Here is a 26,057-nt window from a genome sequence, read left to right as displayed (position 1 = left end):
ACACCGTCCGCACTCTTAAGACTAGGTACTAATAGTAGTATATAAGCAAATAAAGCAGATTGCAAGGACTGATTGCAATCTGCTTCTGTCTCAAAATCTCTTAATCTAATTTTCCGCCGCTTATGATGCCTGATGCGTATACATAGTCACGAAGCTCCCTATAGTCATCAGATTTCCAGAAGGCTTCTGACTGCACAAGCTTAGCCGCATCGTTTCTCGCCGTTTCTAAAGCCCTGTAATCATGGACCATGTCCGCAACTTTAAATTCCGGCATTCCGCTTTGTTTTCTTCCGAAAAAGTCGCCGGGGCCTCTCAGTTCAAGGTCCTTTTCAGACAGTTCAAAGCCGTCCGCTGTTTCTGTCATGACCCGCATTCTTTCTTTGCCGGTTTCAGATTTCGGATCTGCTAGCAGGATGCAATAGGACTGGGCGCTTCCGCGGCCAACCCGGCCTCTCAGCTGGTGAAGCTGGGACAGGCCAAAACGTTCTGCATCATAAATGACCATCACGGTTGCATTTGGCACGTTTACGCCAACTTCAACTACTGTTGTGGAGACGAGAATTTGAACCGCATTCTCACTGAACTCTCTCATCACTTCATCTTTTTCAGCACTCGAAAGTCTTCCATGCATAAGACCAAGCTTCCATCTGTCGCCATAATAATGTACAAGCGTGCTGTGGACATCAATGGCATTCTGCACATCAAGCTTATCGGACTCTTCAATAAGCGGACAGATCACATAAGCCTGCCTGCCTTCCATCAGCTCTTTATCGATAAATTTAAGGATACGGTCGAGCATCTCATGCTTGACCCAGTAGGTTTCAATTTTTTTCCGTCCGGCAGGAAGCTCATCAATGACAGAAACATCCATTTCGCCAAAGGTTGTAATTGCGAGCGTCCTCGGGATTGGTGTGGCCGTCATGAAGAGCACGTCGGGGTTTTCCCCTTTTTCGCGGAGCACCTTCCGCTGGCCGACCCCAAACCTGTGCTGTTCATCTGTTATCACAAGACCAAGCTTTGAAAATTGAACATCCTCCTGGATCAGCGCATGCGTGCCTACAAGAAACTGGATTTCCCCAGACTCCACCCGGGCAAGCAATTCCCGTCTCTTTTTGCCTTTTACAGAGCTTGTAAGAAGGGCTGCCGTGACGGGGAAGCCTGAAAAAATCGCGGTTAATGATTCGGCATGCTGTTCAGCAAGGATCTCTGTCGGAACCATGAGGGCGGCCTGATAGCCGGATAAATAGGCAGCATACATCGCGATAGCCGCAACGACAGTTTTGCCTGAACCTACATCTCCCTGAAGAAGGCGGTTCATTCTGTAAGCCGATTTCATATCCGTCAGAATTTCGTCAATCACCCGCTGCTGTGCATTTGTCAAAGGAAACGGAAGAGACCCGATAAATCCGTCCAGTCTTTCCTTGTCAATCCTGTGGGAAACTCCCATTGACTGTTCACGCTGAAACTTTCTCAGCGCCTGCATTTTCAGCTGAAATAAGAGAAACTCTTCATACACAAAATACCGCCTTGCATGCTTCAGATCTTCATGTTTAAGAGGGTGATGCATAGTCAGGATGGCTTCTTTTTTTGCGGGAAGCCTGTATGCCTCCATCAGCTGTTCAGGAATGACATTGCGAATCTCCGGACCAAATTGGGTGAGCGCGTGATTGATGAGTTTCCTCATGGTTTTGACCGTCATATTTTCTTTCACGGAGTAGACCGGCTCGATCTCATGTTCTTTTGCATGCGGGCCAAAGACGATTTGATTGGCCGTAATCGTCTGACGGTGTTTGTCCCATTTTCCTGTAACCGTGACGACCGAACCGAGTTCAAGTTTCTTTTTATAATAAGGCTGGTTAAAAAAGACAGCGCTGATCAGGTAGTTTCCGACTAAAATTCTTACAGTAAGCCGTGATTTCTTTTTGCCGAAAAAGGCAAGAGAAGGTTCGCTGTGAACCTTCCCTTCGACTGTCACCCGCTCATCATGCTGTACGTCCGCTAAGTCTTTCAGGCGATAATCTTCATAACGATATGGCAAATATTCAATTAAATCCATGACCGTTAGAATGCCCATGCTTCCCAGAACCTCTGCGGATTCAGGACCTACTCCTTTGACCGCACCTACAGGCTGCAGCAGCGGATTAACTGCGTTCATCAAGTGATATCCCAAAGATTTTTGCTTCAAGCTCCCGTCCTGTCGGCGTAGCGGCAAGACCTCCCTGTGCGGTTTCTTTAAGAGCTGTCGGCATGGATTGTCCGATTTTGAACATCGCGTCGATGACTTCATCGCAAGGTATGCGGCTTGTGATGCCTGCAAGCGCCATATCGGCGGCAATCATGGCATTTGCAGCACCCATGGCATTTCGTTTTACGCAAGGAACTTCAACCAGCCCCGCAACAGGATCACACACAAGCCCGAGCATATTTTTGAGGGTAATGGCCATTGCTTCTGCAGCCTGGCTTGGAGTCCCTCCGGCGAGCTCAGTTATCGCAGCAGCGGCCATGCCTGATGCTGATCCAACCTCTGCCTGGCATCCGCCGGCCGCGCCTGAGATGGATGCATTGTTTGCCACAACGAATCCAAAAGCACCTGATGTAAACAGGAATTCTATCATTTCCTTCCTGCTCGGGTTTAATTTATTTTTCACAGCAAAAAGAGTCCCCGGAACAACACCGGCAGATCCTGCTGTAGGCGTGGCGCAGATCGTTCCCATTGCTGCATTGACTTCGTTCGTTGCGACCGCCTTGCTGACAGCATCAAGAATATATTCTCCTGAGAGAAAATTGCCTTTCTCGATGTATGCCTTCATGAGAACAGCGTCGCCGCCTGTCAGTCCTGAATGGGATTTGACTCCTGCGAGCCCCTTTTCAACCGCCTGTTCCATGACCGTCAAGTTCTGGTCCATCATTTGAAGAATCTGCTCCCGCGATCTTCCGGTCATCTCCATTTCCTGCTGAATCATAATTTCCGCTATTTTAACGCCTTTGCTTTCTGCAAGTTCGACTAGTTCTGCTACATTGCGAAACATATTTTTACCCCCAATCGCATCACGGTTAATCTGCTATTTTTGTCACCTGAAGAATATTCGGCAGGGTTTTCAGTTCATCCAGTACCGATCTGTCAATATTCTGGTCAACTTCAATGGTCATCAGTGCAAGCTTCCCTTTTTCCTTGCGGGCAACATTCATATGGCCGATATTAATCGCGTATTTTGCAAGCACATTCGCTACAGCTGCAATCGCACCGAAACGGTCATTATGCACTACAAGAATGGCAGGATGGTTGCCTGAGAGCTTAAGCTCAAAACCGTTCAGCTCTGTAATTTCAATTTTTCCTCCGCCGATCGAAATGCCGACAAGCTCCAGCTGGCCATGGTCATCTCCGATAATCACACGGGCTGTATTTGGATGATCTGTAATCGCTTCTTCTTCGGAAAATGTCACTTTCATCCCTTTTTCAGATGCGATGTCAAGCGACGTTTTTATCCGCTCATCAAATGTATCAAAATCAAGCAGGCCGCCGATGATCGCTACATCCGTCCCATGGCCCTTATAGGTTTTTGCAAATGAACCATAGAATGAAATGGCTGCCCATTCAGGTTCTCTTCCAAATAAGCTTCTTGCTACTCTCCCGATTCTTGCAGCCCCTGCTGTATGGGAACTTGAAGGACCAATCATAATCGGTCCGATAATATCAAAAACACTTCTGTATTTCATATGCTCCCCCCTGAACGTGCATAGCGTGTTGTCTCATGCTTACTGTGATCAAACGTGTTTCCTTCATAGTTTATCAGATAAACACAGCTTAAGAAAACGGAATCATCACCGAAATCGCACCCTGAATTTTGGACATAAGAAATAGAAGGGGGTCGCCCTTCTATTTCTTCCTGCTTATTCGATTGAAAAAATGTAGGAATAAAGAGGCTGCTCCCCTTTATGGACTTCAACTTCCACATCTTCAAATTTGCTCTCGATATAGGAAACAAGTTCCTTCATTTCATCATCGGCTGCATCGGCGCCCTGAAGGACAGTCAATATTTCGTCGTCTTCTGTCATCATGGAATCAAGAAGTTTTTTGGCAGATGCAAGCTGATTGCGGTCTTTCGTCACAATCTTTCCGTTTGCAATACCCATGAAATCGCCTTTTTCAATATCAAGGCCGTCAATATTTGTATCGCGGACTGCGTACGTAATCTGACCTGTCTTAACAGTTCCAAGAGCATCTTTCATGACTTCTTCGTTGTCCTCAGCTGATGCAGACGGATTAAATGCAAGCAGTGCTGCCATTCCCTGAGGGACGGTTTTAGACGGAATCACGATGACGTTATCTTCCACAACAGACGCAGCCTGCTGAGCAGCCATCACGATATTGGAGTTATTCGGCAGAATGATCACTGTTTCAGCATTCACATCTTTAATCGCCTGAACGATGTCTTCTGTGCTCGGGTTCATCGTCTGTCCGCCTTCAATGACAGAGTGTGATCCGATGCTGCGGAACAGCTCGGCAATTCCTTTGCCCATTGTGACAGTCACAATACCGTAAGGCTGTTTTTCTTTCTTTTCAGCGGGCTTTGATGGTGCGTTCCCGCTGTCAAGCAGACTCGTATGCTGCTGGCGCATATTCTCAATCTTCATATTGATCAGGCTGCCATAGTTCTGGGCATATGTCAGAACTTTTCCCGGATACTCTGCGTGAATATGTACTTTTACAATTTCATCATCTGCAATAACCAGAAGGGAATCACCATGTTCACTCAGATCCTGTCTGAACGCATCTTCTTTGAATGGCTCTTTGTCATCTTCAAAGCGCACCATAAATTCTGTGCAGTATCCAAATTCAATATCTTCTGTATTGATGTGGGATGCAACGCTTTTGTGGTGTTCTGCGCTCACAAGGTCCGTCATGGACGCTGCAACTTTGGCAGAAGACACTTTCTCTCCTTTTAGTACGGCAAGAAATCCTTCATATACAAAGACAAGACCTTGTCCGCCGCTGTCGACAACTCCTACCTCTTTAAGGACTGGAAGCAGGTCAGGGGTTCTTTTGAGGGATGCCTTTGATTCCGCAAATACAGCTTCCATCAATTGATCAATGCTGATCTCAGGATTTGACTCCATTGTATCAACAGCTTTTTTGGCTGAATCTTTTGCTACAGTTAAAATCGTTCCTTCAACGGGCTTCATCACCGCTTTATATGCTGTGTTGACGCCAGCTTGAAGAGCAGCTGCAAATTCTGCTGCTGAAATCGTGCTTTTTGATTCAATTGCTTTTGAGAATCCTCTGAACAGCTGGGAAAGAATAACCCCGGAATTTCCGCGGGCTCCCATCAGCAGGCCTTTTGACAGGGCCGTACCGACTTTGCCGATATGCTCAGATACATGATTTTGAACCTCTTTCGCTCCGGATGTCATCGAAAGGTTCATATTCGTCCCGGTATCTCCGTCCGGAACCGGAAAAACGTTCAGCGCATCGACATAATCTGCATTGTTTGACAGGTGGCCTGCCCCCTGCAAGATCATTTCTGCAAAACGTTTTCCATCTAAAGTTGTAATTGACACGGACTTTTTCCTCCTTACTACGGGTTCGTTACACGAACACTCTGAACAAAAATATTGACTGAATCAACAGCTAGTCCGACTGTTTTATCCAGTGTGTACTTCACTTTCGTTTGAACATTATGTGCCACTTCAGAGATTTTCGTTCCGTAGCTGACGATAATGTACATATCAATGTTGATATGATCTTCTTCCTGGCGGACAATAACACCGCGGCTGAAGTTTTCTTTTCTCAGAATTTCAGTGATGCCGTCTTTGATCTGGTTTTTGGATGCCATTCCGACAATGCCATAACAGTCAATGGCTGCACCGCCAGCAACCGTTGCAATGACTTCATTGGATATGTCAATGTGTCCGTACTTTGTTTTCATCTCGATGGACATGATGGTTCCCCCTTTGGAATTGTTCGCATAGGCTAAAGCTATTTTACTATATACAGGCGATTTTTAAAAGTTATTCTGCGGGACAGCTTTAAGGACCTCTTACCCTATAGTATTATTCAGCATGAAATATTCATGTATGTCAAGGAAAAATTCTTGAAAGCAAAAGCAAGAACTATTGCATTCAGAAAGGAGTTGTGATAAATTATTAAAGTATCTCATGACAAACAAGACTAGTAATGTTTGAATTGGAAAGGTTTTTTGCAGTTAGGAGGGAATACGATGGCACGTAAATGCGTAATCACTGGTAGAAAAACACGTTCTGGAAACTCACGTTCTCACGCAATGAACGCTTCAAAACGTACTTGGGGTGCTAACCTTCAAAAAGTACGCATCTTAGTAGACGGCAAACCAAAACGCGTATATGTATCTGCTCGCGCTTTGAAATCCGGTAAAGTTGAGCGTGTATAATCAAAAGTTCTGCTTTTGATTCCCATAAGGGAACATATAAAAAAAGCACCGCTATGGCGGTGCTTTTTTTATAGTTTCAAAACCTCGTATCCGCTCTTTATTAATCCTTCTTCATCGACCCAAGCATTGCCCTGATAATGCCCCCTAAAAACTTCGGTAACTTGATTGTATAAAATTTCATACTTTCCCTCCTCAGCCATTCGTTCAGTTTGCTGCTGGGGCGAAGCCCATCATGTGAGAAACCGGTTATGCCCAGGTTATGTGGTTAACCTTCATGTTTGAAGTTATTCATCAGTACTTCTTACCATCATTAATATGCCGCTGCTGAATGAAAAAGTACCGGATGGACGAATAAGTTCATTACTAATACATAGTGTCGACCCAATCTTTATATGACAGCCTGAAAGCGGATATTTAAAACCCTCGAGTGTAATATCCCTTACTTCCATGCTCACGGGCAGAAACGAGATATAAGGAAATCTGCTGTCAGAATGCACGCTGCGGGTGCCGGGGAGGAAAACAGACAGCTGATTTTTCCGGTCAATGATTTCGATGTTCGTTTCCGGATAACGTGCCAGAAGCTGTGTGTTTGCAAGAAAATGGTCAAGCCTACCGCCTGTTGAGCCGAAGAGGATGATGGCTTCAGGGTTCATTTTCACCGCCCATTCCAGGGCAATCTCAGTGTCTGTCTGGTCCTTTTCCGCAGGAAAAAGATCAAGATGCACAGCAGACCTGTTCAGCGTGTTCAGCTCTTTTTCTGTCACAGAATCAAAGTCTCCAAACGCTCTGTCCGGTATAATGCCCGCCTGCTGCAGATAGATCACTCCCCTGTCAACGCCAATCCAGACTGCATCTTCCGTTTGATAATCCTTTAATGAAGGAATATACGCTTCAGGACCTCCTGCGACAATGTGAATCTTCACTGATAACCACTCCTGTTTACATAATAATGTTATGGTATAAGTCTAAAAAAAGAGAACCGCTTTTGGCGGTTCTTATGCGTTTCTTATTTGATCAATCGCCCGTTTGCGGTCACTCTGGTAATAAACAGCAGAGCCGGCAACCAAAACGTTCGCTCCTGCATCCATGCATAATCTTGCTGTTTCAGCGTTTACTCCGCCGTCTACTTCAATCTCTGTTTGAAGGCCCCGTTCTTTTACCATGTCCGCCACTTCTTTTATTTTAGGAAGAACAGCATGGATAAAAGACTGCCCGCCAAACCCGGGATTCACTGTCATCAGCAGGACAAGATCCACATCATCAATCACATGCTTGATCATATCAGCAGGTGTATGAGGATTCAGCACAACACCTGCTTTTACGCCTTCTGATTTAATCAGCTGAATTGTGCGGTGCAGGTGAGGGCATGCTTCAGCGTGCACAGAAATAATGTCCGCACCCGCTTTTGCAAATGCCGGAATGTATGCATCCGGATTTTCAATCATCAAATGCACATCCAGCGGCAGCTCTGTCACAGGTCTGATTGCTTCCACAATCAGCGGGCCAATCGTGATATTCGGGACAAAATGGCCATCCATCACATCAACATGAATATAATCCGCTCCGCCTCTTTCAACATCCTCTATTTCTGCTCCAAGCTTTGAAAAGTCTGCTGAAAGGATGGAAGGTGCAATTTTAATCATGATCAGTACCTCGGCTTTCTGTCTTTAATTTCTTCTATAAAACTTAAATAATGTTCATATCTGTAAGCAGGAATGCTGCCATTCTCAACAGCTTCCTTCACGGCGCATTTCGGTTCTGAAATGTGCGTGCATGCCCTGAATTTGCAGTTTCCGCTCACATTGCGCATCTCAGGAAAACAGTAGGAAAGGTCTTCTGTTTCTATGTTCATAAACTCAAGTGAACTGAAACCAGGTGTATCAGCGACTAGGCCGGTTCCGACCTGGATGAGCTCCACATGGCGGGTTGTATGTTTACCCCTGCCCAAATGAGACGAAATGCCGCTCGTCTTCAGTGAAAGTTCAGGGCGCAGAACATTCAGAAGCGAAGATTTTCCGACACCGGACTGTCCGGCAAAAACGGATATCCTTCCGTTCAAAAGCGGACGCAGTTCAGTAATTCCGTCTTCCTCAAGAGTAGAAGTGAGCATCACCTCATACCCGATTTTTCTGTAATCCGCTGCATATTCTTCAATTTCCTGACGCTGTTTTTCATCCTTGATCAAATCCATTTTGCTGATGCAGATGACAGGTTCAATGTCATTGGATTCAATTAATACGAGAAAACGGTCAAGCAGTACCGGGCTGAAATCCGGTTCGACTGCTGAAAAGACTAAAATAGCCTGATCAACGTTGGCAATCGGGGGGCGGACAAGCTCATTTTTTCTCTCGAGCACTTCCTGAATTGTGCCTTCACGTTCATTTTCGTAATCATACACGACTTCATCGCCGACAAGCGGGGTGATTTTGTTTTTTCTGAATACCCCGCGGCCGCGGCACTGGATGGTCCGGTCACCGTCAAGACAATAGTAAAACCCGCTTAACGCTTTGATAATTTTGCCTTTAGGCATACATTTCCTCCTTGGTGATTCACGTATTACTCATATGGAATGGTTTCGGTTTTCTCAACGCGGTTGTCAACCGTTACCATGTAATAGGCTCTTCCACCGGGTTCGATTGCGAATTCAATTTCTCTGGTAGTGTTCTCTGTAATGGTGAATACTTCAAAATCATCGGATACAGACCGCTCGGCATCATCAATGTTGATTTTCACTTCTGCCGGCTGCCCTGCAAGCTCTTCCGGATACGGAATTTCAATTACCCGCTTTACTTTTTTGGCAGGCTTTTCTTCCGGCCCAAGGGAAACGGTGGCCTCAATGGTATCGCCCGGAAGCACTTTTGCTGACGGCTCAGGAGAATGGGAAATGACCTCTCCTTTCGGCACTGTGTCAGAAAAGACATCCTTCCTCACAAGCTGGAGCTGATTCTCTTCGATATAAGCATTCAGCGCTTCTTCTGAGTAACCTCTTAAGTCCTGAAGTTCAAACTCCTCCGGTCCGGCGCTGACAGTCAGGACGAGTTCATCTTCGCTTGGAATCACCATGTCACCCGGTTCAGGATCCTGCTCTAAAATCGTTCCCGCTGCTGCTTCATTGAATTCTTCTTCGACCGTAATCTTTTCAAATCCTTTTCGTTCCAGAAGCTCCCGGACTCTTGTAATGTCTCTGTCCACATAATCATCTAGCTCGACTTTTTCTTTGCCTGAGCTCTGGTAGATGATAATGCTGTCCCCTTCCTTTGCCATTCTGCCTGCTTCAGGTTTTGTTCTGACGACATCCCCTTCCGGAATTTCGTCATCGGCAATCAGGATGGGGTCATCCACTTCAAATTTTTCCGAGACAAGCTTCTCAACCGCATCCTGATACTTCATCCCTGTCAGATCAGGAACTTCCACATCTTTTGGCATCATCAGGGCAGGCACAACGGTGACAGCGGCAACTCCTGCTGCAAGAAGGATCAAAAAGAGGCTGATCAGGATGACTCCCGCTTTGCTTTTTTTCTTTTTCTCTTCTTTTTTCTTTTTTTCTTTCTTTACCGGCGCATGTTTTACAGCCGTTTCTTCCGCAGCCGGTTCAGGCGCTCGAACAAGCGTATCCCCTGTTTTTTCAAACATATCTGAATCCGTGATAATCGGTATGGCTTTTGTTGCCTCTGTATCTTCAGGTATGACAAACTTTTCTTCATGAAGCCGTTCCGGATTTAAAGCGGTTGATAGATCAGCTTCCATCTCTTCAGCAGACTCATAGCGGTGAAACGTGTCCTTTGCCATTGCTTTTAAAATAATGTTTTCAACACTTTGGGGAACCGTCGCATTCCAGCGCTTGGCAGAAGGCGTTTCAGACTGCAGGTGCTTCAGCGCAATGGAAATGGCCGATTCTCCGTCAAACGGCAGTCTTCCGGTCAAAAGTTCAAAGAGCACAATGCCAAGTGAATAGATATCTGATTTTTTATTGGCCATTCCTCCCCTTGCCTGTTCAGGCGAAAGGTAATGGACAGATCCCAGGACAGAATTTGTCTGGGTAATCGTGGTCGAGCTAAGCGCCATTGCAATCCCGAAATCCGTTACTTTCACATTGCCATGAGGATCGATCAGGATGTTATGAGGCTTGATATCCCTGTGGACAATATGGTTTTCGTGGGCGTGTGCAATGGCTGATACGATTTGCTCCATGATATTGAGAGCTTCTCTCGGATGCAGGGGAGCATACTGCTGTATGTATTGCTTAAGTGTGTTTCCTTCCACATACTCCATAACAATATAGTAGATGCCGTCTTCTTCTCCAACATCAAAAATGCTGACAATATTCGGGTGGGCTAGGCTTGTTGCAGACTGTGCCTCACGCCTGAACCGTTTAATGAATTCGTCGTCGTTTGAAAAATCGAATCTGAGAACTTTCATTGCAACATCGCGGTCTAATATCATGTCCCGCGCCAAATATACGTTAGCCATTCCTCCGCCGCCTATCACGCGGAGTATTTTATATCTGCCGCTTAACCGCTTGCCGATCAGCACGCCCCATCACCCTCTTTGATTTCAGACGGCTGTTTGACGATGACGAGTGAAATGTTGTCCTCTCCCCCGTTATCATTCGCCTTTCTGATCAGTTCCTGAGCAATGTTCTGAAGCGAGTCACCAGATGAAAGCAGATCCTTAAGCTCCTCTTCGCCTACTTTGTTCGACAGGCCATCGGAACATAATAGAAGAAGATCAGATTCTTCAAGACAAATTGAGGTCATGTCAAGTTCCACGTGTTCCTCTGTTCCTAAAGCCCTTACAAGAACGTTCTTGCGCGGATGATGCTCGGCATCTTCTCTTGATATTTGTCCGGATCTCACAAGTTCATTGACAAGCGAGTGGTCTTCTGTAATTTGTTTAAACCCGCTGCTGTTGCAGAGATAGCCGCGGCTGTCGCCAATATGACCGACACTTGCAAAAGCTTCTGTACAAATTGCCGCCACAACGGTCGTGCCCATTCCGCTGCAGTCAGGATGTGTTTTTGCATGCTGCAGCAAGGTCAGATTCACCTTTGCCACATGGTCCGAAAGCCAGCCTGAGGCGAGATCGGGGGAGGATATGCCCGAGGCATCCTCCCACATCTCTTTTAATGCAGCAATCGTCATCTGGCTTGCTACATCACCTGCTAAATGACCGCCCATTCCGTCAGCCACGACGGCTAAAACATCACCGTCTTTATTTTGAAAAACACCAACGCTGTCTTCATTGTGCTGTCTCACTTTTCCCCTGTCTGTTGCGATAACGGTTTCCATGAAGTCACCTCGTCTCCTCTTTGCGCTCCTTCGCTCTCAGCTGACCGCATGCTGCATCGATATCATGACCCTGCTCGCGTCTTGTCGTTACATTAATGCCGCGCTTTTTCAATGTTTTCTCAAAAAGATCAATCTGTTCTTTAGGAGTTCTTACATAATCGCGCTCAGGCACATAGTTCACGGGAATCAGGTTTACATGGCATTTTAGATGCTTAATAAGCGCTGCGAGCTCTTCAGCGTGTTCTACCCCATCATTTACTCCGCCGAACAGCCCGTATTCGAAGCTGACGCGTCGTCCTGTTTTGTTCACATAATACTCAATAGCTTCCATCAGCTCAGGCAGCTTATATGCTCTGTTGATCGGCATTAAGCGGCTTCTGAGTTCTGTATTCGGTGCATGCAGAGATACAGCGAAGTTAATTTGCAGCTGTTCGTCCGCAAATTTGTAGATTTTAGGAATGATTCCGCTTGTAGATACGGTAATATGGCGTGCACCAATATTCAAACCGTCGTCATGATTGATGATTTTAAGGAATCCCATCATTTCATCATAGTTATCAAACGGTTCTCCGATACCCATTATGACGACATGGCTTACCCTTTCTCCAAGTTCATCAAGAGCCTTTTGTACTTTTACGACCTGGGCAACGATTTCTCCTGCTTCAAGGTTGCGTTTTAATCCGCCCAGTGTTGAAGCGCAGAACGTACAGCCGATCCGGCAGCCGACCTGTGTTGTTACGCATACTGAATTGCCGTATTCATGGCGCATCAGAACCGTTTCAATGGAATAGCCGTCGTGCAGCTCGAATAAGAACTTCATCGTGCCGTCGCTTGATGTCTGCTGAATGATTGTTTTAAGCGTGGTAAGCGTAAAGTTCTCCTCAAGTTTTGTTCTGAGCGCCTTTGAAAGGTTTGACATCTCTTCAAATGCTGTTGCCCGTTTAATATAAAGCCAGTCAAAAATCTGAGCAGCCCTGAAAGGCTTTTCTCCGTTTTCCGTAAGCCAGTTTTTTATTTCTCCCAGTTCGAGAGAATAAATGGAAGGTTTTTTGTTTTCTTCGATGACTGTTTTCTTTGTGCGTTTTACCTCTTCCATTTTTACACCTTCTTTCTTAAGCTTGCTATATAAAATCCGTCAGTTCCAAAATAGTGGGGCAGAATCTGCACTTGCCCTCCGTCTGCATACGGCTTTGCAGCCTCCGGCAGCCGGTCAGCCATTGCTGAATCAAGTTCAAATTCACTGTGTTCTGCAAGAAATTTGTCAACAACCTGCCCGTTTTCTTCGCTGTCAATTGTACATGTACTATAGACTAGTGTACCACCTTTTTTGAGTAAAGGCGCGGCAGATGACAGAATTTCCAGCTGAATTTGCGACAGCCTTTTTACGTCTTCGGCTGATTTCGTGTATTTAATGTCAGGCTTTCGTCTGACAACCCCAAGTCCTGAGCATGGGGCATCGACCAGTATTTTGTCAAACTGTTCGTTTTTAAAGCGCTCATGCACTTTTCTGCTGTCCATTGCTTCAGTCTTAATGTTTGTAAGGCCGAGTCTTTCCGCCTGTTCAGTGATCAGGCTGACTTTATGTGTGTGGAGATCAAGGGAGTAAACGGTCCCTGTGTTCTCAAGAATCTCCGCTATATGGGTTGATTTTCCCCCGGGAGCTGCGCATGCATCGAGAACGGCATCTCCTTTTTCAGGGGCAAGAGTTCTTGCAACCAGCATCGAACTTTCATCCTGAATCGTAAACCTGCCTTCTTTAAATTCTTCCGTCTGCACAAGGCTGCCTTTCAGGCTTTTAATGGCATCAGCAGTCAGATCGCCCTCTTCCATTTGAAAACCTTTTGCTAAAAGCCGCTCCATTAACTCACCGCGGGTGTTTTTCATAAGATTGACACGGGCTGATACACTTGGCGGCGTCAAAGTGGCTTCGCACATTTTTTTCGCATCATTCGCCCCAAGCTGGCTGATCCAGCGCTTCACAAGCCATAGCGGAAAGCTTGTCTCAACAGCGATGCGCTCTGCCTCATCTTTTATTTCAGCAGTTGAGGGCAGCCCCTTTCGCTGAATGGATCTTAAGATGCCATTGACAAAGGATGCAATGCCTTTGTGGCCCCTGTGTTTTGCAATTTCAACTGCCTCGTGAAATACTGCGCGCTCCGGCACTCTGTCCAGATACACCATCTGATACACGGAAAGCCTTAAGAGATTTTGCACCCACTGCTCTGTTTTTTTGGCATTTTTAATAAAAGGCGCAAGATAAAAATCCAGCGTATCCCTGCGCTGCAGCGTCCCGTATACGATTTCTGTAAGCAGAGGGATATCAATCTCTTTTACACCGTGCTTCTTTATCATGGAGTTTAGCAGGAGATGGCTGTACGCCTGGTTTTTTTCGATCATGAGCAGCGTTTCAAGAGCCGTTACGCGGACATTATTTTTCTTCATGGCTCTCTCCCAACTTGTCTCCTGCCTGGATTTGAGCGCCCCTGAGGAAGTCTTCGCCGTTCATTTTTTTCTTCCCTGAAGGCTGAAGTTCTGTGATCTTGATGGCTGTCGTATTTCCTGTGGAGACGACGATCCCATCTGAATCAATTCCGATGACGGTTCCCGGCTGTGCGGTATGTTTGCTTCCCGTCATTTTTTCTCCCCACCAGATTTTCACAACCTGGCCATTAAGGTAGGTATAGGCAACAGGCCAAGGGTTTAAGCCTCTGATATGGTTATAAATGTCCTCTCCGGACTTCGTCCAGTCAATGATTTCCTGTTCCCGTTTAATGTTTGAAGCGAATGTCGCTTTTTCGTGATCCTGCTTCTGCGGTGTAAGGTTGCCTTCCAAAAGAGGAGGCAGCGTTTCAGACAGAAGATCCGCTCCTGCAGCACTTAGTTTATCGTGCAGTGTTCCTACGTGATCCCGTTCATCAATCTCCACTTCAGACTGCGTAAGAATATCGCCGGCATCAAGCTTTTCAGCCATATACATAATGGTAATGCCTGTTTTCTTTTTCCCCTGAAGGATCGAATAATGAATCGGAGCCCCGCCTCTCAGCTCAGGTAGCAGCGAAGCATGGACATTAATGCAGCCGTGCTTTGGCGCTTCCAGCAGTTCATTCGGAAGAATTTGCCCGAAAGCGGCGGTTACAACGAGATCAGGCTGCAAAGCGAGCACTTTTTCAAGTTCTTTTTTATCTCTGATTTTTTCAGGCTGCAGAACGGGTATATTCTGCTTTTCTGCTTCCACCTTTACAGGCGGCGGCGTAAGAGTTTTCTTTCTGCCTTTTGGACGGTCCGGCTGGGTGACAACCCCGACCACATTGTACCCTTCATTTATAAGTCTCTTAAGTACAGGAACAGAAAAGTCGGGCGTTCCCATAAATACAATTCGTGTCATGACCATCATCCTTCCGATTCTTCTAGCTCTTCTTCATTTAAATAGGCTGTCACCTTGGACGTGAAAAGAATTCCATGAAGGTGATCGATTTCATGCTGGATCGCTCTCGCTAAAAAACCATTTGCTTCCATAACAAATGGTTTGCCCTTGCGGTTTTGAGCCTTCACTTTCACATACTCGCTACGCTCTACTTCTCCAAAAAGGCCGGGAAAACTCAAGCAGCCCTCAGGACCAGTCTGAGAGCCTTTTTTTTCGATGATCACCGGGTTAATCAGTTCAATCGTCCCGTGATGATCATCTATATCAACAACAGCTGCACGGACAGGCACTCCAATTTGGGGAGCGGCAAGTCCCACACCGTCAAGTTCAATCATTGTATCATACATATCTTTCAGCAGCTTTGACAGCTTTCTGTCAAATACTGTTATATCTTCACATTCCTGCTCCAGCACATCTGCCGGATGCAGAACAATCGGTTTAATAGCCAATGAAACGTCCTCCAACTACTTAAAAGCTTATTTTTTCTCCAGTTTTGACGCTAATCCGCATTCTGAAACCTACATCATGGCGTTAGGATTCATATCTATTGAAATGGACAGCTGATTTTTGTTCATATCCTGCTGAAACCGTTCAATAATCATCTTCAGCGCAGAATGAAGATTTTCTTCCCGCTTGTATTTTATCATGCATTGATAGCGATATCTATCGTTTACCCTTGGAATCGGCGAAGCGGACGGACCGAGAATCTGAACATGATCTGACAATTTGTAATTCAGGTGCTGGGTAATTTTCTCCGTCACAGAGACGGCTTTTAACAGATCCGGATGACTGACCGTGACGAGTGCAAGAAAGTAAAACGGAGGGTATGCATGCTGCTTTCTTGCTGTCATCTCCTGCATGTAAAATGAATCATAATCATGCTTTCCTGCAAGCTGGATACTGTAATGCTCCGGTGAATAAGACTGAATCACAACTTCTCCCGGAAGCAAATGCCTCCCCGCCCTGCCTGAGACCTGGGTTAGAAGCTGAAACGTTTTTTCAGACGCCCTGAAGTCAGGCAAATGCAGCATCGTATCTGCCGTCAGAACTCCAACAAGCGTCACATCAGGAAAATCCAGTCCTTTTGCAATCATCTGTGTGCCTAAGAGGATATCTGCCTCTTTGCTGCCGAACGCTGTAAGGAGTCTTTCATGTGCCCCTTTTTTACCCGTAGTGTCAACATCCATGCGGATTATCCGGGCTTCCGGCAGGACTTTTGCCAGTTCCTCTTCAACCCTCTGTGTGCCGGTCCCAAAAAAGCGGATATGCTCGCTTGAACACTCAGGGCAGACACCCGGCATCGGCTCCTCATGGCCGCAGTAATGGCATTTCAACAAATGTCCGCGCTTGTGATACGTAAGGGAAATGTCACAATGGGGACAGCCTTTTACACAGCCGCAGTCCCTGCACATGATAAAGGAGGAATATCCTCTTTTATTCAGGAACAGTACGGACTGCTGCCCTTTTTCCAGCCTGTCCTCCAGCTTCTCAAGCAGCACCTTTGAAAACATTGTCCTGTTCCCGCTCCTGAGTTCATCCCGCATATCCACAATTTCCACTTCGGGAAGGGGGCGGCTGTTCACGCGTTCTTTCAAGGCAAGCAGCTGATAGACCCCTTTACCCGCTCGTGCAAACGACTCAAGGGAAGGGGTTGCGCTGCCGAGGACAACAGGGCACTTGTGGCGCTTTGCCCTGTAAATGGCTACATCCCTTGCATGATAGCGGGGATTTTCTTCCTGCTTGTAGCTGCTTTCATGCTCCTCGTCGATGATGATCATGCCAAGATTTGTAAACGGAGCAAAAACGGCAGACCTTGCTCCTACGACAAGCTTAACTTCACCGCGGCGGATTTTTCTCCACTCATCGTATTTTTCACCGATTGAAAGACCGCTGTGGAGCACCGCAACAAGCGAACCGAACCTCGCTTTAAACCGGTTGACCATCTGCGGCGTCAGTGAGATTTCAGGCACAAGAACAATCGCTTCCCTCCCCTGATTTAGCACGGATTCAATGGATTGAAGATAAACCTCTGTTTTCCCGCTTCCCGTGACCCCATACATCAAAAAGACATCATGCGCGGTCCGTTCGATGCCGTCAAGAATAGGCGCAATCGCTGTCTGCTGTTCTGGTGTCAGCGGCAGAGACTCTGTTTTCTGGAATGTACGGTCAGCATACGGGTCTCTGTAGATTTCTTCCCAGGATTCAGACAGAAGATTTTTCTTTATGAGAGTCTTGACGGGAGAGTCCGTGATATTCAGCTTAAGCAAAAGCTCCTGCAGAGGGACAGCCGCTCCCCCCATTTCTGCGAAATAATCCAGCACTTTTTTTTGCTTTGCTGCCTGAGGCGTGCACCCTGAGGCTTCCTCCTTCAGCACGTCTGATGAGACAGCAGCACGGATGACCTTCTGTGTTTTTTGTTTGTTTTTCTGTTTTACCCGGTATATGACCTCAAGCAGCCCGCGCTCAATATCCCCCTGAAGCTCTTTTACGCTGTCACTTTTCTCTATCTCTTTCCAGAAGATGCCCGGTGCTTTTTCAAACCAGCGGGCAGACTTCGGATGCAGCCTGTCCCTTGCCTCAGAGGATGTCAGGCGGATCTCTTTATCATACTTCGCTTTCATGGCAGCAGGGAGCATGGCCTGAAAAGCAGAAATTTTAAAGCAGAGTGTTGTCTCTGTCAGCCAGTGGCCAATGTCAAGAAGCTCCGCGGTCAATGCAGGCGTGATATCCATAACTTCCGTAATCGGCTTCACTTTGTCAAAATCGCTGCTGTCTTTCAGAGCGGTAACAAACCCCTGTACCGCACGCGGTCCGAACGGCACGATCACACGCATGCCGGGTTTGATAAAACCCGTCCATTTTTCAGGAATCAGGTAATCGAACGCCCTGTCTGTCTGCATGGCTTTAACATCTACGATTACACTGGCAAACTTCATCATTTAAACTCCTTTATCCAGACGGATGATCTCGCGGAGAATATTCTTTGAGACTTCTTCTTTGGACATAACGGGAAGTTCCCTTTTTTCTCCGCCACGCTTAAAGATCGTCACAATGTTTGTATCTGTGCCAAAACCGGCGCCATCCTGATTCACATTGTTTGCTACAATCATATCAAGGTTTTTCTTTTCAAGTTTTTTTAATGCATAATCCTCAACGTGATCGGTCTCAGCAGCAAATCCGACAAGAATCTGATGCTCTTTCCGTTCGCCGAGCTCTTTTAAAATATCCTTCGTCCGTTCAAACTCAATCACAAGATCGCCGTCCTGCTTCTTCATTTTTTGATCAGACACAAGACGGGGGCGGTAATCGGCTACGGCAGCAGATTTGATCACGATGTCCGATTCACCGAACCTCTTAACTGTCTCCTGATACATGTCTTCAGCCGATTCTACATTGACCGTTTCTACTCCCTGCGGCGGGGTGAGACTGACCGGGCCGGACACCAGAGTGACCTCGGCTCCCATGTCTTTTGCCGCAGCAGCGAGGGCATATCCCATTTTCCCAGTCGATGAATTCGAGAAGAATCGGACAGGATCTGCTTTTTCACGTGTAGGCCCTGCGGTTATGATCACTTTTTTGCCTTTTAGCGGCTGTTCAGCTTCAGCGGAAAAATAAGCTGCGATCAGCGCCGTGATTTTCTCCGGCTCTTCAAGCCTGCCTTTTCCGACATACCCGCACGCAAGATACCCTTCGCTCGGTTCAATGTACTGATAGCCGAACTGCGAAAGGGTCATGATGTTCTTTTGAACGGCAGGGTGATCATACATATGGACGTTCATAGCAGGAGCAATCCATACGGGAGCTGTGGATGCAAGCAAAGTAGTCGTAAGCATGTCATCTGCTATGCCATTTGCAAGCTTTCCGATTGTGTTGGCTGTAGCCGGTGCCACTATGATCAGATCCGCCCAGTCTGCTAGATCAATGTGAGCGATAACCGCAGAATTTTTCTCATCGAACGTGTCGTAATAGACATCATTTTTTGACAGTGCCTGAAACGTAAGAGGCTGGACAAATTCACGGGCTGAAGCCGTCATGATCACTTTCACTTCTGCTCCCGCCTGCACCAGCTTGCTTGTCAGCGCAGCTGCTTTATAGACTGCAATTCCCCCGCTTACACAAAGGAGTATTTTTTTGCCCTTCATTTTACATCCCCCCATCAGTGCTGTTAATTTTGTAATTGCTGACAGTATGAAAAAATAACAACCCATGATGAAGCAGGTTGTTATTTTTATAAGTGATTTAATTAGTCTTGTTTTTCATAATCAAGCAGGCCTGAATGAATTTCTTCAAGTGCTTTTCCTACGTATTTATGAGAAACAGGCTTCACGATCTGCTGATCATGATTTTCCTGCATTTCGCGTGCGCGTCTTGCGGCAACCGTTACAAGCGTGTATTTTGAATCCAGTTTGTTCATAAGTTTGTCAATAGATGGATATAGCATATGTTTTATTCAACCTCCAGCATTTTCTTATAGCGAAGTGCGATGCGGTCACGTCTGCAGTGCTCAGCCGTTACGATCGCGCGAATGCGTGCACAGGCAAGGTCCACCTGGTCATTTTCGACTACATAGTCGTATGCATCCATCATTTCGATTTCTTCTTTGGCAGCAGCCATTCGGTTATTAATAATCTCCTGTGTCTCAGTGCCGCGTGTGACGATCCGGTTTTTCAGTTCGCTTAAGCTCGGCGGCATCAGGAAGATGAACAATCCTTCCGGAAATGCCTTTCTGACCTGCAGGGCACCCTGCACTTCAATCTCAAGGAAGACATCTTTTCCTTCACTGAGCGTTTTTTCAACGTATTCAATCGGCGTGCCGTAGTAATTCCCTACAAATTCCGCCCATTCAAGCAGACCTTCTTCTTTTATAAGCTGCTCAAATTCCTCTCTTGTTTTAAAGAAATAGTCGACTCCGTCAACTTCTCCCGCGCGGGGCTTGCGCGTTGTCATGCTGATCGAATATTCAAAGTCTGTATTCTGCGAAAAAATGGCTTTCCGCACTGTACCTTTCCCGACTCCTGAAGGACCCGAAAGCACGATGAGTAATCCTCTTTCTTTCATATCCAGAACGTTCCCTACCCTTCGTCTGTTAACTCGTCTTTATTTGAAAGCCTGTGGGCAACCGTTTCTGGCTGAACCGCAGATAGTATAATATGATCGCTGTCCATAATCACAACTGCTCTTGTTCTGCGTCCGTAAGTCGCATCAATAAGCATCGCTCTGTCACGGGCATCCTGAATGATCCTTTTAATCGGAGCTGATTCAGGACTGACAATCGAGATAATCCGATTGGCAGAAACAATATTTCCAAAGCCAATGTTAATTAGTTTAATACTCATCTGTTTGCTCCCCCTAATAAACGACAACCCTATTTTTGCCCTAAAAGGCCCGGCATAAACGATTAACTGCTAATTATTCAATATTTTGAACCTGTTCTTTGATTCTTTCAATCACGCTTTTCAGTTCGACTGAGCATCTTGAGATGTCTTTGTCATTTGCTTTTGAACCGATCGTATTTGCTTCGCGGTTCAGCTCCTGAACAAGAAAATCAAGCTTTCTGCCGGCAGGCTCAGGCTTTTCAATTGTCTGCCTGAACTGAAGAAGGTGGCTTCTAATTCTTGTAATCTCCTCTGATATGTCCGCCCGGTCAGCAAAGAGGGCTGCTTCGGCTGCAATTCTGCTGTCATCGATGGAACCTTCTGACAGCTCAGCCATCTTCTTCTCGAGCCTGTTTTTATAACGGAGCACAACGTCCGGGGCATGCTTTTCAATTTCGTCTGCATATGCCTCTATTTCAGACAGCTGCTTCAGAAGATCATTTTTCAAATAGGATCCTTCCTCGCGCCTCATATCCTTAAGCTGCATGGCGGCACCCCTGACAGCCGAAAGAATCAAATCTTCAAGTGTTTCATTTCCTTTAGCCATTTCAGCCACGGAAAAGACACTGTCAAGCCTGAACAGATCTGAAAGCTTCAGCCTGCTCCCGGTCTGATACCGGTTTTCCATTTCCGACGCCGCATCCGCATACTGGTCAAGCAGCTTCCAGTCAATCTCAATGACCCGTTCTGCGAGCGCTTCGCCTTCAATCGTTATGTATACTTCCACCCGTCCTCTTTTAACCTCGGATGAGATCACTTTTTTGATTTTATCCTCAACAGACATCAATTGTCTAGGCATTCTTACGCTAATTTCAAAAAAACGGTGATTAACCGATTTCATTTCGGCTGTTATGGTGTGTTGATCATTTCTCTCAGTTGAACGTCCATATCCTGTCATGCTGCATACCATTTTTATCACATCCAATTATCTGATCATATCATAAGAAATGCTTTTCTGTGTATTTAAACAAAAGAAAAGGTAATAGAGAACTCTATTACCTTTAAAATTATAGCATATTCTCCCTTTTTTTACTTGTCAAAAGTGACCCCGCGAGCAAAAAAGTTGGAATCGCGGACAGTCCGAGAACGAGAAGCCAGTCTCGCGCCAAAATCGGCACCGTGTGGAAAATCGGCTGCATCGGAGCATAGTAGATGACACCGAGCATGAGCAGGACGGATGAAATGACTGCACCGACCAGGTAGAGATTTTCAAATGGATTTCTTAAGAATACGGACCGCTCGCTTCTGCAGTCAAAAACGTGAATCAGCTGGGCCATGACGAGCGTTGCAAAGGCGATGGTCTGTGCATAAATCAAATTTTCCGGGTCTCTGTAATAGACAATCATGAAGGCTGCGAGAGTGACAGCACCGATTAAAAATCCCCTTGAAATGACTTTCCATCCTAGACCCCGCGCAAAGACACCTTCTTTGTGATGCCTTGGTTTTCTCTGCATCAGATCGCCTTCAGGCTGATCGAGACCCAGGGCCATGGCCGGAAGACCGTCTGTGACAAGATTCACCCACAGGATCTGAATCGGAACGAGCGGCAGCGGCAGGGCCAGAAGCATCGCAAACAGCATAACGAGAATCTCGCCGACATTTGAGGCAAGCAGATACCTGATGAATTTTCTGATATTCTCATATATATTGCGTCCTTCTTTAATAGCAAGCTTAATGGTTGCAAAATTGTCATCAACCAGAATAAGAGAAGAGGCTTCTTTTGCGACATCTGTTCCTGTTATACCCATTGAAATCCCGATGTCGGCGGATTTGATGGCAGGAGCATCATTCACCCCGTCACCCGTCATGGCAACGACGTGCCCCCTGCTTTGCAGTGCTTTGACAATTTTAAGCTTATGCTCAGGCGAAACCCTTGCAAAAACATAGACATCTTCCACTACCCCCACAAGCTCTTCATCTGACATGGCAGACAGTGCCGCACCGTCCAGCACTTTTCCATTTGGAGGAAGAAGATCAAGCTGAGAGGCGATTGCGCGCGCTGTATTTGCATGGTCCCCTGTGATCATAACGGTTTTGATCCCGGCCTGCCTGCATTCTTTTACAGCCTGTTTCACCTCAGGGCGCGGCGGATCAATCATGCCCTGCAGCCCAAGAAATACGAGGTTTCTCTCAACTTCATGCTGATGGTACACACTTTGTACGGGTACAGGTTTAAATGCAACTGCTATCGTTCTCAGTGCCTGGGAAGCAAGGCTGTCGATCGCTCCCATGATTTCTGCTTCATATTTTGAAGAAACAGCATGCTGTTGTTCGCCCCATAGAACAAAATCAAGTTTTTTCAGAAGAATATCAGGTGCTCCTTTTGTAACTGCAAATCGTTTTCCGTTTTTATCCTCGATGATGACACTCATCATTTTTCTCGTTGAATCAAATGGGAACTCTTCCACCAGTTTAAATTGTTTGAGGAGCGATTCTCTCGACAGTCCGGCTTTCATCGCCGCAACAGCCATAGCCCCTTCAGTCGGATCGCCGTCGAGAACATAGTCGTCATCTTTTTCGGTTATTTCTGCCGAGTTGCAGAGCATGCCGAACGTCAGAATCTGCTGCAGCGGCCTGCTGTCTTTCACAAGCACTTTCTGGTCATTGATAAAAAACTCGCCTTTAGGCTGATAGCCTGTTCCGCTCAGTGTCCACGTCGTACCGCCCGACCAGATGTGTGTAACCGTCATTTTGTTCTGTGTCATCGTACCAGTTTTATCCGAACAAATGACAGACGCACATCCAAGCGTTTCAACAGCAGGAAGCTTTCTGACAATTGAACGCTGTTTGATCATCCTCTGGACGCCAAGAGACAGGGCAACCGTCACAATCGCAGGGAGACCCTCCGGGATTGCAGCTACTGCAAGCGACACGCCTGCAAGGAACATATCGTAAAGCTCATGTCCCTGAATGACTCCGACTGCTACTACTAAACATGTAAGGGCAAGGGCTACAATGATGAGAATTTTGCCAAGCTGTTCAAGCCGTCTTTGCAGCGGAGTTTCAAGCGTTTCAGCTGATTGAAGAAGGTCTGCAATCTGTCCCATCGCGGTGTTCATTCCCGTTGCGACGACAACCCCGACACCATTTCCCCTTGTCACAAGCGTTCCCATAAACGCCATATTCACGAGATCCCCAATTCCTGCCTGACTGTCAGCAAGGGCATTTGTGCATTTGGCAACAGGAAGAGATTCACCTGTAAGGGCTGATTCTTCAATCTCAAGGCTTTTTGCTTCAAGCAGCCTGAGATCTGCCCCGATCCTGTCACCGCTTGAAAACTTCACGATATCACCGGGAACAAGGTCCTTTGACTGGATTCTTGTCCACTCTCCTTCTCTCAAGGCCTGCACCTGAGGCGCCGACATTTCTTTCAGCGCCTGGAGAGACTTCTCTGCTTTCTGCTCCTGGAAAAAACCAAGGATCCCGTTTACCAGCACAATGGCAATGATTGCAATGGCATCAATGTATTCGCCGAGCAAACCGGATATCAGAGTTGCCGCGAGTAATACAAGGACCATAAAATCTTTGAACTGCTCAAGAAACACTAAAAAGGCTGAAGGTTTTTCCGCTTCCTTCAGTTCATTAAATCCGTGGTGCCTGACCCGTTTCTGTACGTCTTTTTCAGACAAACCGTTTTCCCTGCTGGAATGAATGGACTCTAGTACTTCCTCAGGTTTCACTTCATGCCATTTCATGAATGATTATTACACCTCTCAATACTCTAAATAGTAGGACAATCTCTTCTAATGCCAATTTATTCAGACCTGTCCGAAAAAATGCTATAATAATTCGAATGAACAATTGTTTCCTAAACAGCTATAGAAAAGGGTGCTTGCGATGTCATTTGATGGCATGTTTACATATGCGATAACAGAAGAACTTAAAACTTTACTTGAAAACGGCCGAATCTCAAAGGTTCATCAGCCGTATAAAAACGAACTCATTTTTGTGATCCGCTCAAATGGGGCCAATCATAAGCTTTTGCTTTCTGCTCATCCGAGCTATGCAAGAATTCACATTACAGAAGAAAGCTACGAAAATCCGAGTGAGCCTCCGATGTTCTGCATGCTGATGAGAAAGCATCTTGAAGGCGGAGTCATTGAGGAAATCGGTCAGATTGGGATGGAGCGGATTCTCTATATCGATGTGAAAGGGCGAAGCGAAATTGGAGATGTCACCTACAAGAGGGTGATCATTGAAGTCATGGGAAGACACAGCAATATCATTTTAATAGACCGCGGCAGGAATATGATTCTTGACAGCATTAAGCACCTTTCACCTGCTGTAAACCGCCACCGGACGGTGATGCCCGGACAGGAATATGTGCTTCCCCCCGAGCAGATGAAAGCAGATCCATTTGAAGCAACGGAAGAAACCGTGCTCCGGAAGCTCGATTTTAACGCAGGAAAATTAGACCAGCAGATCATGCAGCAGTTCTCAGGGATCTCCCCGCTGTTTGCACGCGAGATCCTGTTCCGCGCAGGCCTTGCCAACAGAAGCAGTCTGCCGCAGTCCTTTCTTTCTCTAGTCGGTCAAATTAAAGAGCATCATATTTCACCTGCCATGATTGAACTTCCGGAAAAAGAGTATTTTTACATTCTTCCCCTCACCCACCTGGAAGGAAGACAAAAGCCGTTTTCAACCATTTCTGAAATGCTTGACCGGTACTATTACGGAAAAGCAGCAAGGGACAGAGTTAAGCAGCAGGGAAATGATCTGGAACGGTTCGTGCAGAATGAAATCAAAAAAAATAAAACGAAAATCAAAAAACTTGAGGGAACGCTAAAGGATGCTGAAAAAGCTGAAAAGTACAAGCTTCAGGGAGAGCTGATTACAGCCAATATGTACGCGATCAAGCGCGGAGATGCATCTGCGGATGTCATCAATTACTATAACGGGGATACAGTCACCATCACGCTGAATCCTCAAAAAACGCCGTCAGATAATGCACAGGCCTATTTTCAGAAATACAACAAAGCAAAGAAATCTGTCGCATATGTAAAAGAGCAGATTTCACTTGCCGAAAAAGAGATTGCCTATTTCGAAAACCTTTTCCAGCAAATCGAATCCGCTTCCCCGAAGGATATAGAGGAAATCCGAGAGGAACTCATGGAAGGCGGCTATCTTAAAAAGAAACAGACAAAAGGAAACAAAAAGCCCAAACAGGCAAAAATCGTGCTGGAAGCATACCGATCCAGCGACGGCACCGAAATTCTTGTAGGAAAAAACAATAAGCAAAACGATCACCTGACAAACAAAACGGCAGCCCGGGATGATATCTGGCTGCACACGAAAGATATTCCAGGCTCCCACGTCGTGATCCGCCATCCGGAGCCAAGCGATGAAACCATCCTCGAAGCAGCGAACCTTGCAGCGTACTTCAGTAAAGCAAAAGGCTCAAGCTCTGTTCCGGTAGACTACACAAAAGTCCGTCACATCAAAAAGTCGAACGGATCAAAGCCCGGCTTTGTCATCTACGACAACCAGCAGACGGTCTATGTCACGCCGGATCCCGATCTTGTGATCAAGCTTAAAAAGTAAGAGAAAGACCCCGGAAACGAGA

At 46.3% G+C, this 26,057-nt stretch carries 24 protein-coding genes; 2 read left to right on the top strand and 22 right to left on the bottom strand.

Features of this window, described 5'->3' with window-relative positions; all coding sequences use genetic code 11:
• Positions 1-100: 100 nt before the first annotated feature.
• The 5 genes from recG to ACTSEZ_RS04790 all read right to left on the bottom strand — a co-directional run bounded on the left by recG (position 101) and on the right by ACTSEZ_RS04790 (position 5,939).
• On the bottom strand, positions 101-2,155 hold the full coding sequence (recG, locus tag ACTSEZ_RS04810) for an ATP-dependent DNA helicase RecG (protein WP_369733033.1): 2,055 nt from the start codon (positions 2,153-2,155) through the stop codon (positions 101-103).
• Complete coding sequence (sdaAA, locus tag ACTSEZ_RS04805) at positions 2,142-3,029, bottom strand: L-serine ammonia-lyase, iron-sulfur-dependent, subunit alpha (RefSeq protein WP_369733032.1); 888 nt, start codon at positions 3,027-3,029, stop codon at positions 2,142-2,144. The genes recG and sdaAA overlap by 14 nt, the downstream gene beginning before the upstream one ends.
• 25 nt (positions 3,030-3,054) lie before the next feature.
• Complete coding sequence (gene sdaAB / locus ACTSEZ_RS04800) at positions 3,055-3,717, bottom strand: L-serine ammonia-lyase, iron-sulfur-dependent subunit beta (protein ID WP_369733031.1); 663 nt, start codon at positions 3,715-3,717, stop codon at positions 3,055-3,057.
• Positions 3,718-3,891: 174 nt separating this feature from the next.
• On the bottom strand, positions 3,892-5,559 hold the full coding sequence (locus ACTSEZ_RS04795) for a DAK2 domain-containing protein (RefSeq protein WP_369733030.1): 1,668 nt from the start codon (positions 5,557-5,559) through the stop codon (positions 3,892-3,894).
• A gap of 17 nt (positions 5,560-5,576) precedes the next feature.
• Entirely contained in the window at positions 5,577-5,939 is a 363-nt protein-coding gene (locus ACTSEZ_RS04790) for an Asp23/Gls24 family envelope stress response protein (RefSeq protein ID WP_029281411.1), read from the bottom strand.
• 279 nt (positions 5,940-6,218) lie between these two features.
• On the opposite strand from ACTSEZ_RS04790, the gene rpmB reads away from it, so the two are divergent.
• A complete protein-coding gene (rpmB, locus tag ACTSEZ_RS04785; protein WP_029281412.1) occupies positions 6,219-6,407 on the top strand; it encodes a 50S ribosomal protein L28 in 189 nt (62 codons plus the stop codon).
• A gap of 100 nt (positions 6,408-6,507) precedes the next feature.
• Here the strand turns inward: rpmB and spoVM are convergent, their stop codons facing one another.
• The 17 genes from spoVM to ACTSEZ_RS04700 form a co-directional block, all read right to left on the bottom strand.
• Complete coding sequence (gene spoVM, locus ACTSEZ_RS04780; protein ID WP_035206513.1) at positions 6,508-6,588, bottom strand: stage V sporulation protein SpoVM; 81 nt, start codon at positions 6,586-6,588, stop codon at positions 6,508-6,510.
• Between the two features lie 103 nt (positions 6,589-6,691).
• Complete coding sequence (locus tag ACTSEZ_RS04775) at positions 6,692-7,330, bottom strand: thiamine diphosphokinase (protein WP_369733029.1); 639 nt, start codon at positions 7,328-7,330, stop codon at positions 6,692-6,694.
• Positions 7,331-7,402: 72 nt separating this feature from the next.
• Positions 7,403-8,050 (bottom strand): ribulose-phosphate 3-epimerase, encoded by a 648-nt coding sequence (rpe, locus tag ACTSEZ_RS04770; RefSeq protein ID WP_369733028.1) that lies wholly within the window; start codon positions 8,048-8,050, stop codon positions 7,403-7,405.
• 2 nt (positions 8,051-8,052) lie between these two features.
• The gene (rsgA, locus tag ACTSEZ_RS04765) at positions 8,053-8,937 is read right to left on the bottom strand and encodes a ribosome small subunit-dependent GTPase A (RefSeq protein ID WP_369733027.1); all 885 of its coding nucleotides are present in this window, start codon (positions 8,935-8,937) and stop codon (positions 8,053-8,055) included.
• Positions 8,938-8,963: 26 nt separating this feature from the next.
• Entirely contained in the window at positions 8,964-10,940 is a 1,977-nt protein-coding gene (gene pknB, locus ACTSEZ_RS04760) for a Stk1 family PASTA domain-containing Ser/Thr kinase (protein WP_369733026.1), read from the bottom strand.
• Positions 10,934-11,695: a Stp1/IreP family PP2C-type Ser/Thr phosphatase gene (locus ACTSEZ_RS04755; protein ID WP_369733025.1), complete on the bottom strand. Its 762-nt coding sequence runs from the start codon at positions 11,693-11,695 to the stop codon at positions 10,934-10,936. Before ACTSEZ_RS04755 ends, pknB begins: the two co-directional genes overlap by 7 nt.
• A gap of 4 nt (positions 11,696-11,699) precedes the next feature.
• Positions 11,700-12,791, bottom strand: coding sequence for a dual-specificity RNA methyltransferase RlmN (gene rlmN / locus ACTSEZ_RS04750; protein WP_029281423.1), 1,092 nt, complete (start codon positions 12,789-12,791; stop codon positions 11,700-11,702).
• 2 nt (positions 12,792-12,793) lie between these two features.
• Entirely contained in the window at positions 12,794-14,137 is a 1,344-nt protein-coding gene (gene rsmB / locus ACTSEZ_RS04745) for a 16S rRNA (cytosine(967)-C(5))-methyltransferase RsmB (RefSeq protein ID WP_369733024.1), read from the bottom strand.
• Positions 14,124-15,080, bottom strand: coding sequence for a methionyl-tRNA formyltransferase (gene fmt / locus ACTSEZ_RS04740; RefSeq protein WP_369733023.1), 957 nt, complete (start codon positions 15,078-15,080; stop codon positions 14,124-14,126). The genes rsmB and fmt overlap by 14 nt, the downstream gene beginning before the upstream one ends.
• Before the next feature lie 5 nt (positions 15,081-15,085).
• Positions 15,086-15,568 carry a peptide deformylase gene (gene def, locus ACTSEZ_RS04735; RefSeq protein WP_369733022.1) on the bottom strand — a complete coding sequence of 161 codons (483 nt, stop codon included), beginning with the start codon at positions 15,566-15,568 and terminating at the stop codon, positions 15,086-15,088.
• A gap of 69 nt (positions 15,569-15,637) precedes the next feature.
• On the bottom strand, positions 15,638-18,055 hold the full coding sequence (priA, locus tag ACTSEZ_RS04730; protein ID WP_369733021.1) for a primosomal protein N': 2,418 nt from the start codon (positions 18,053-18,055) through the stop codon (positions 15,638-15,640).
• A gap of 3 nt (positions 18,056-18,058) precedes the next feature.
• Positions 18,059-19,261 (bottom strand): bifunctional phosphopantothenoylcysteine decarboxylase/phosphopantothenate--cysteine ligase CoaBC, encoded by a 1,203-nt coding sequence (coaBC, locus tag ACTSEZ_RS04725; RefSeq protein WP_369733020.1) that lies wholly within the window; start codon positions 19,259-19,261, stop codon positions 18,059-18,061.
• 101 nt (positions 19,262-19,362) lie between these two features.
• Positions 19,363-19,560: a DNA-directed RNA polymerase subunit omega gene (gene rpoZ / locus ACTSEZ_RS04720; RefSeq protein WP_029281435.1), complete on the bottom strand. Its 198-nt coding sequence runs from the start codon at positions 19,558-19,560 to the stop codon at positions 19,363-19,365.
• Positions 19,561-19,565: 5 nt separating this feature from the next.
• On the bottom strand, positions 19,566-20,177 hold the full coding sequence (gene gmk / locus ACTSEZ_RS04715; RefSeq protein ID WP_369733019.1) for a guanylate kinase: 612 nt from the start codon (positions 20,175-20,177) through the stop codon (positions 19,566-19,568).
• Between the two features lie 14 nt (positions 20,178-20,191).
• Positions 20,192-20,455: an extracellular matrix/biofilm regulator RemA gene (gene remA / locus ACTSEZ_RS04710; protein WP_029281439.1), complete on the bottom strand. Its 264-nt coding sequence runs from the start codon at positions 20,453-20,455 to the stop codon at positions 20,192-20,194.
• A gap of 73 nt (positions 20,456-20,528) precedes the next feature.
• A complete protein-coding gene (locus tag ACTSEZ_RS04705; protein ID WP_369733018.1) occupies positions 20,529-21,404 on the bottom strand; it encodes a YicC/YloC family endoribonuclease in 876 nt (291 codons plus the stop codon).
• A gap of 97 nt (positions 21,405-21,501) precedes the next feature.
• Positions 21,502-24,189: a calcium-translocating P-type ATPase, SERCA-type gene (locus ACTSEZ_RS04700; RefSeq protein WP_369733017.1), complete on the bottom strand. Its 2,688-nt coding sequence runs from the start codon at positions 24,187-24,189 to the stop codon at positions 21,502-21,504.
• A gap of 142 nt (positions 24,190-24,331) precedes the next feature.
• Here ACTSEZ_RS04700 and ACTSEZ_RS04695 point away from each other — a divergent pair, with 142 nt between their 5' ends.
• Positions 24,332-26,035: an Rqc2 family fibronectin-binding protein gene (locus tag ACTSEZ_RS04695; RefSeq protein ID WP_369733016.1), complete on the top strand. Its 1,704-nt coding sequence runs from the start codon at positions 24,332-24,334 to the stop codon at positions 26,033-26,035.
• The last annotated feature ends 22 nt before the right edge of the window (positions 26,036-26,057 follow it).

Origin of the sequence: Metabacillus mesotrionivorans, assembly GCF_052171315.1 — a bacterium.
GTDB lineage: Bacteria > Bacillota > Bacilli > Bacillales > Bacillaceae > Bacillus_P.
The sequence above is the reverse complement of the archived record's forward strand: the minus strand, read 5'-3'. Positions and strand labels throughout refer to the sequence as shown.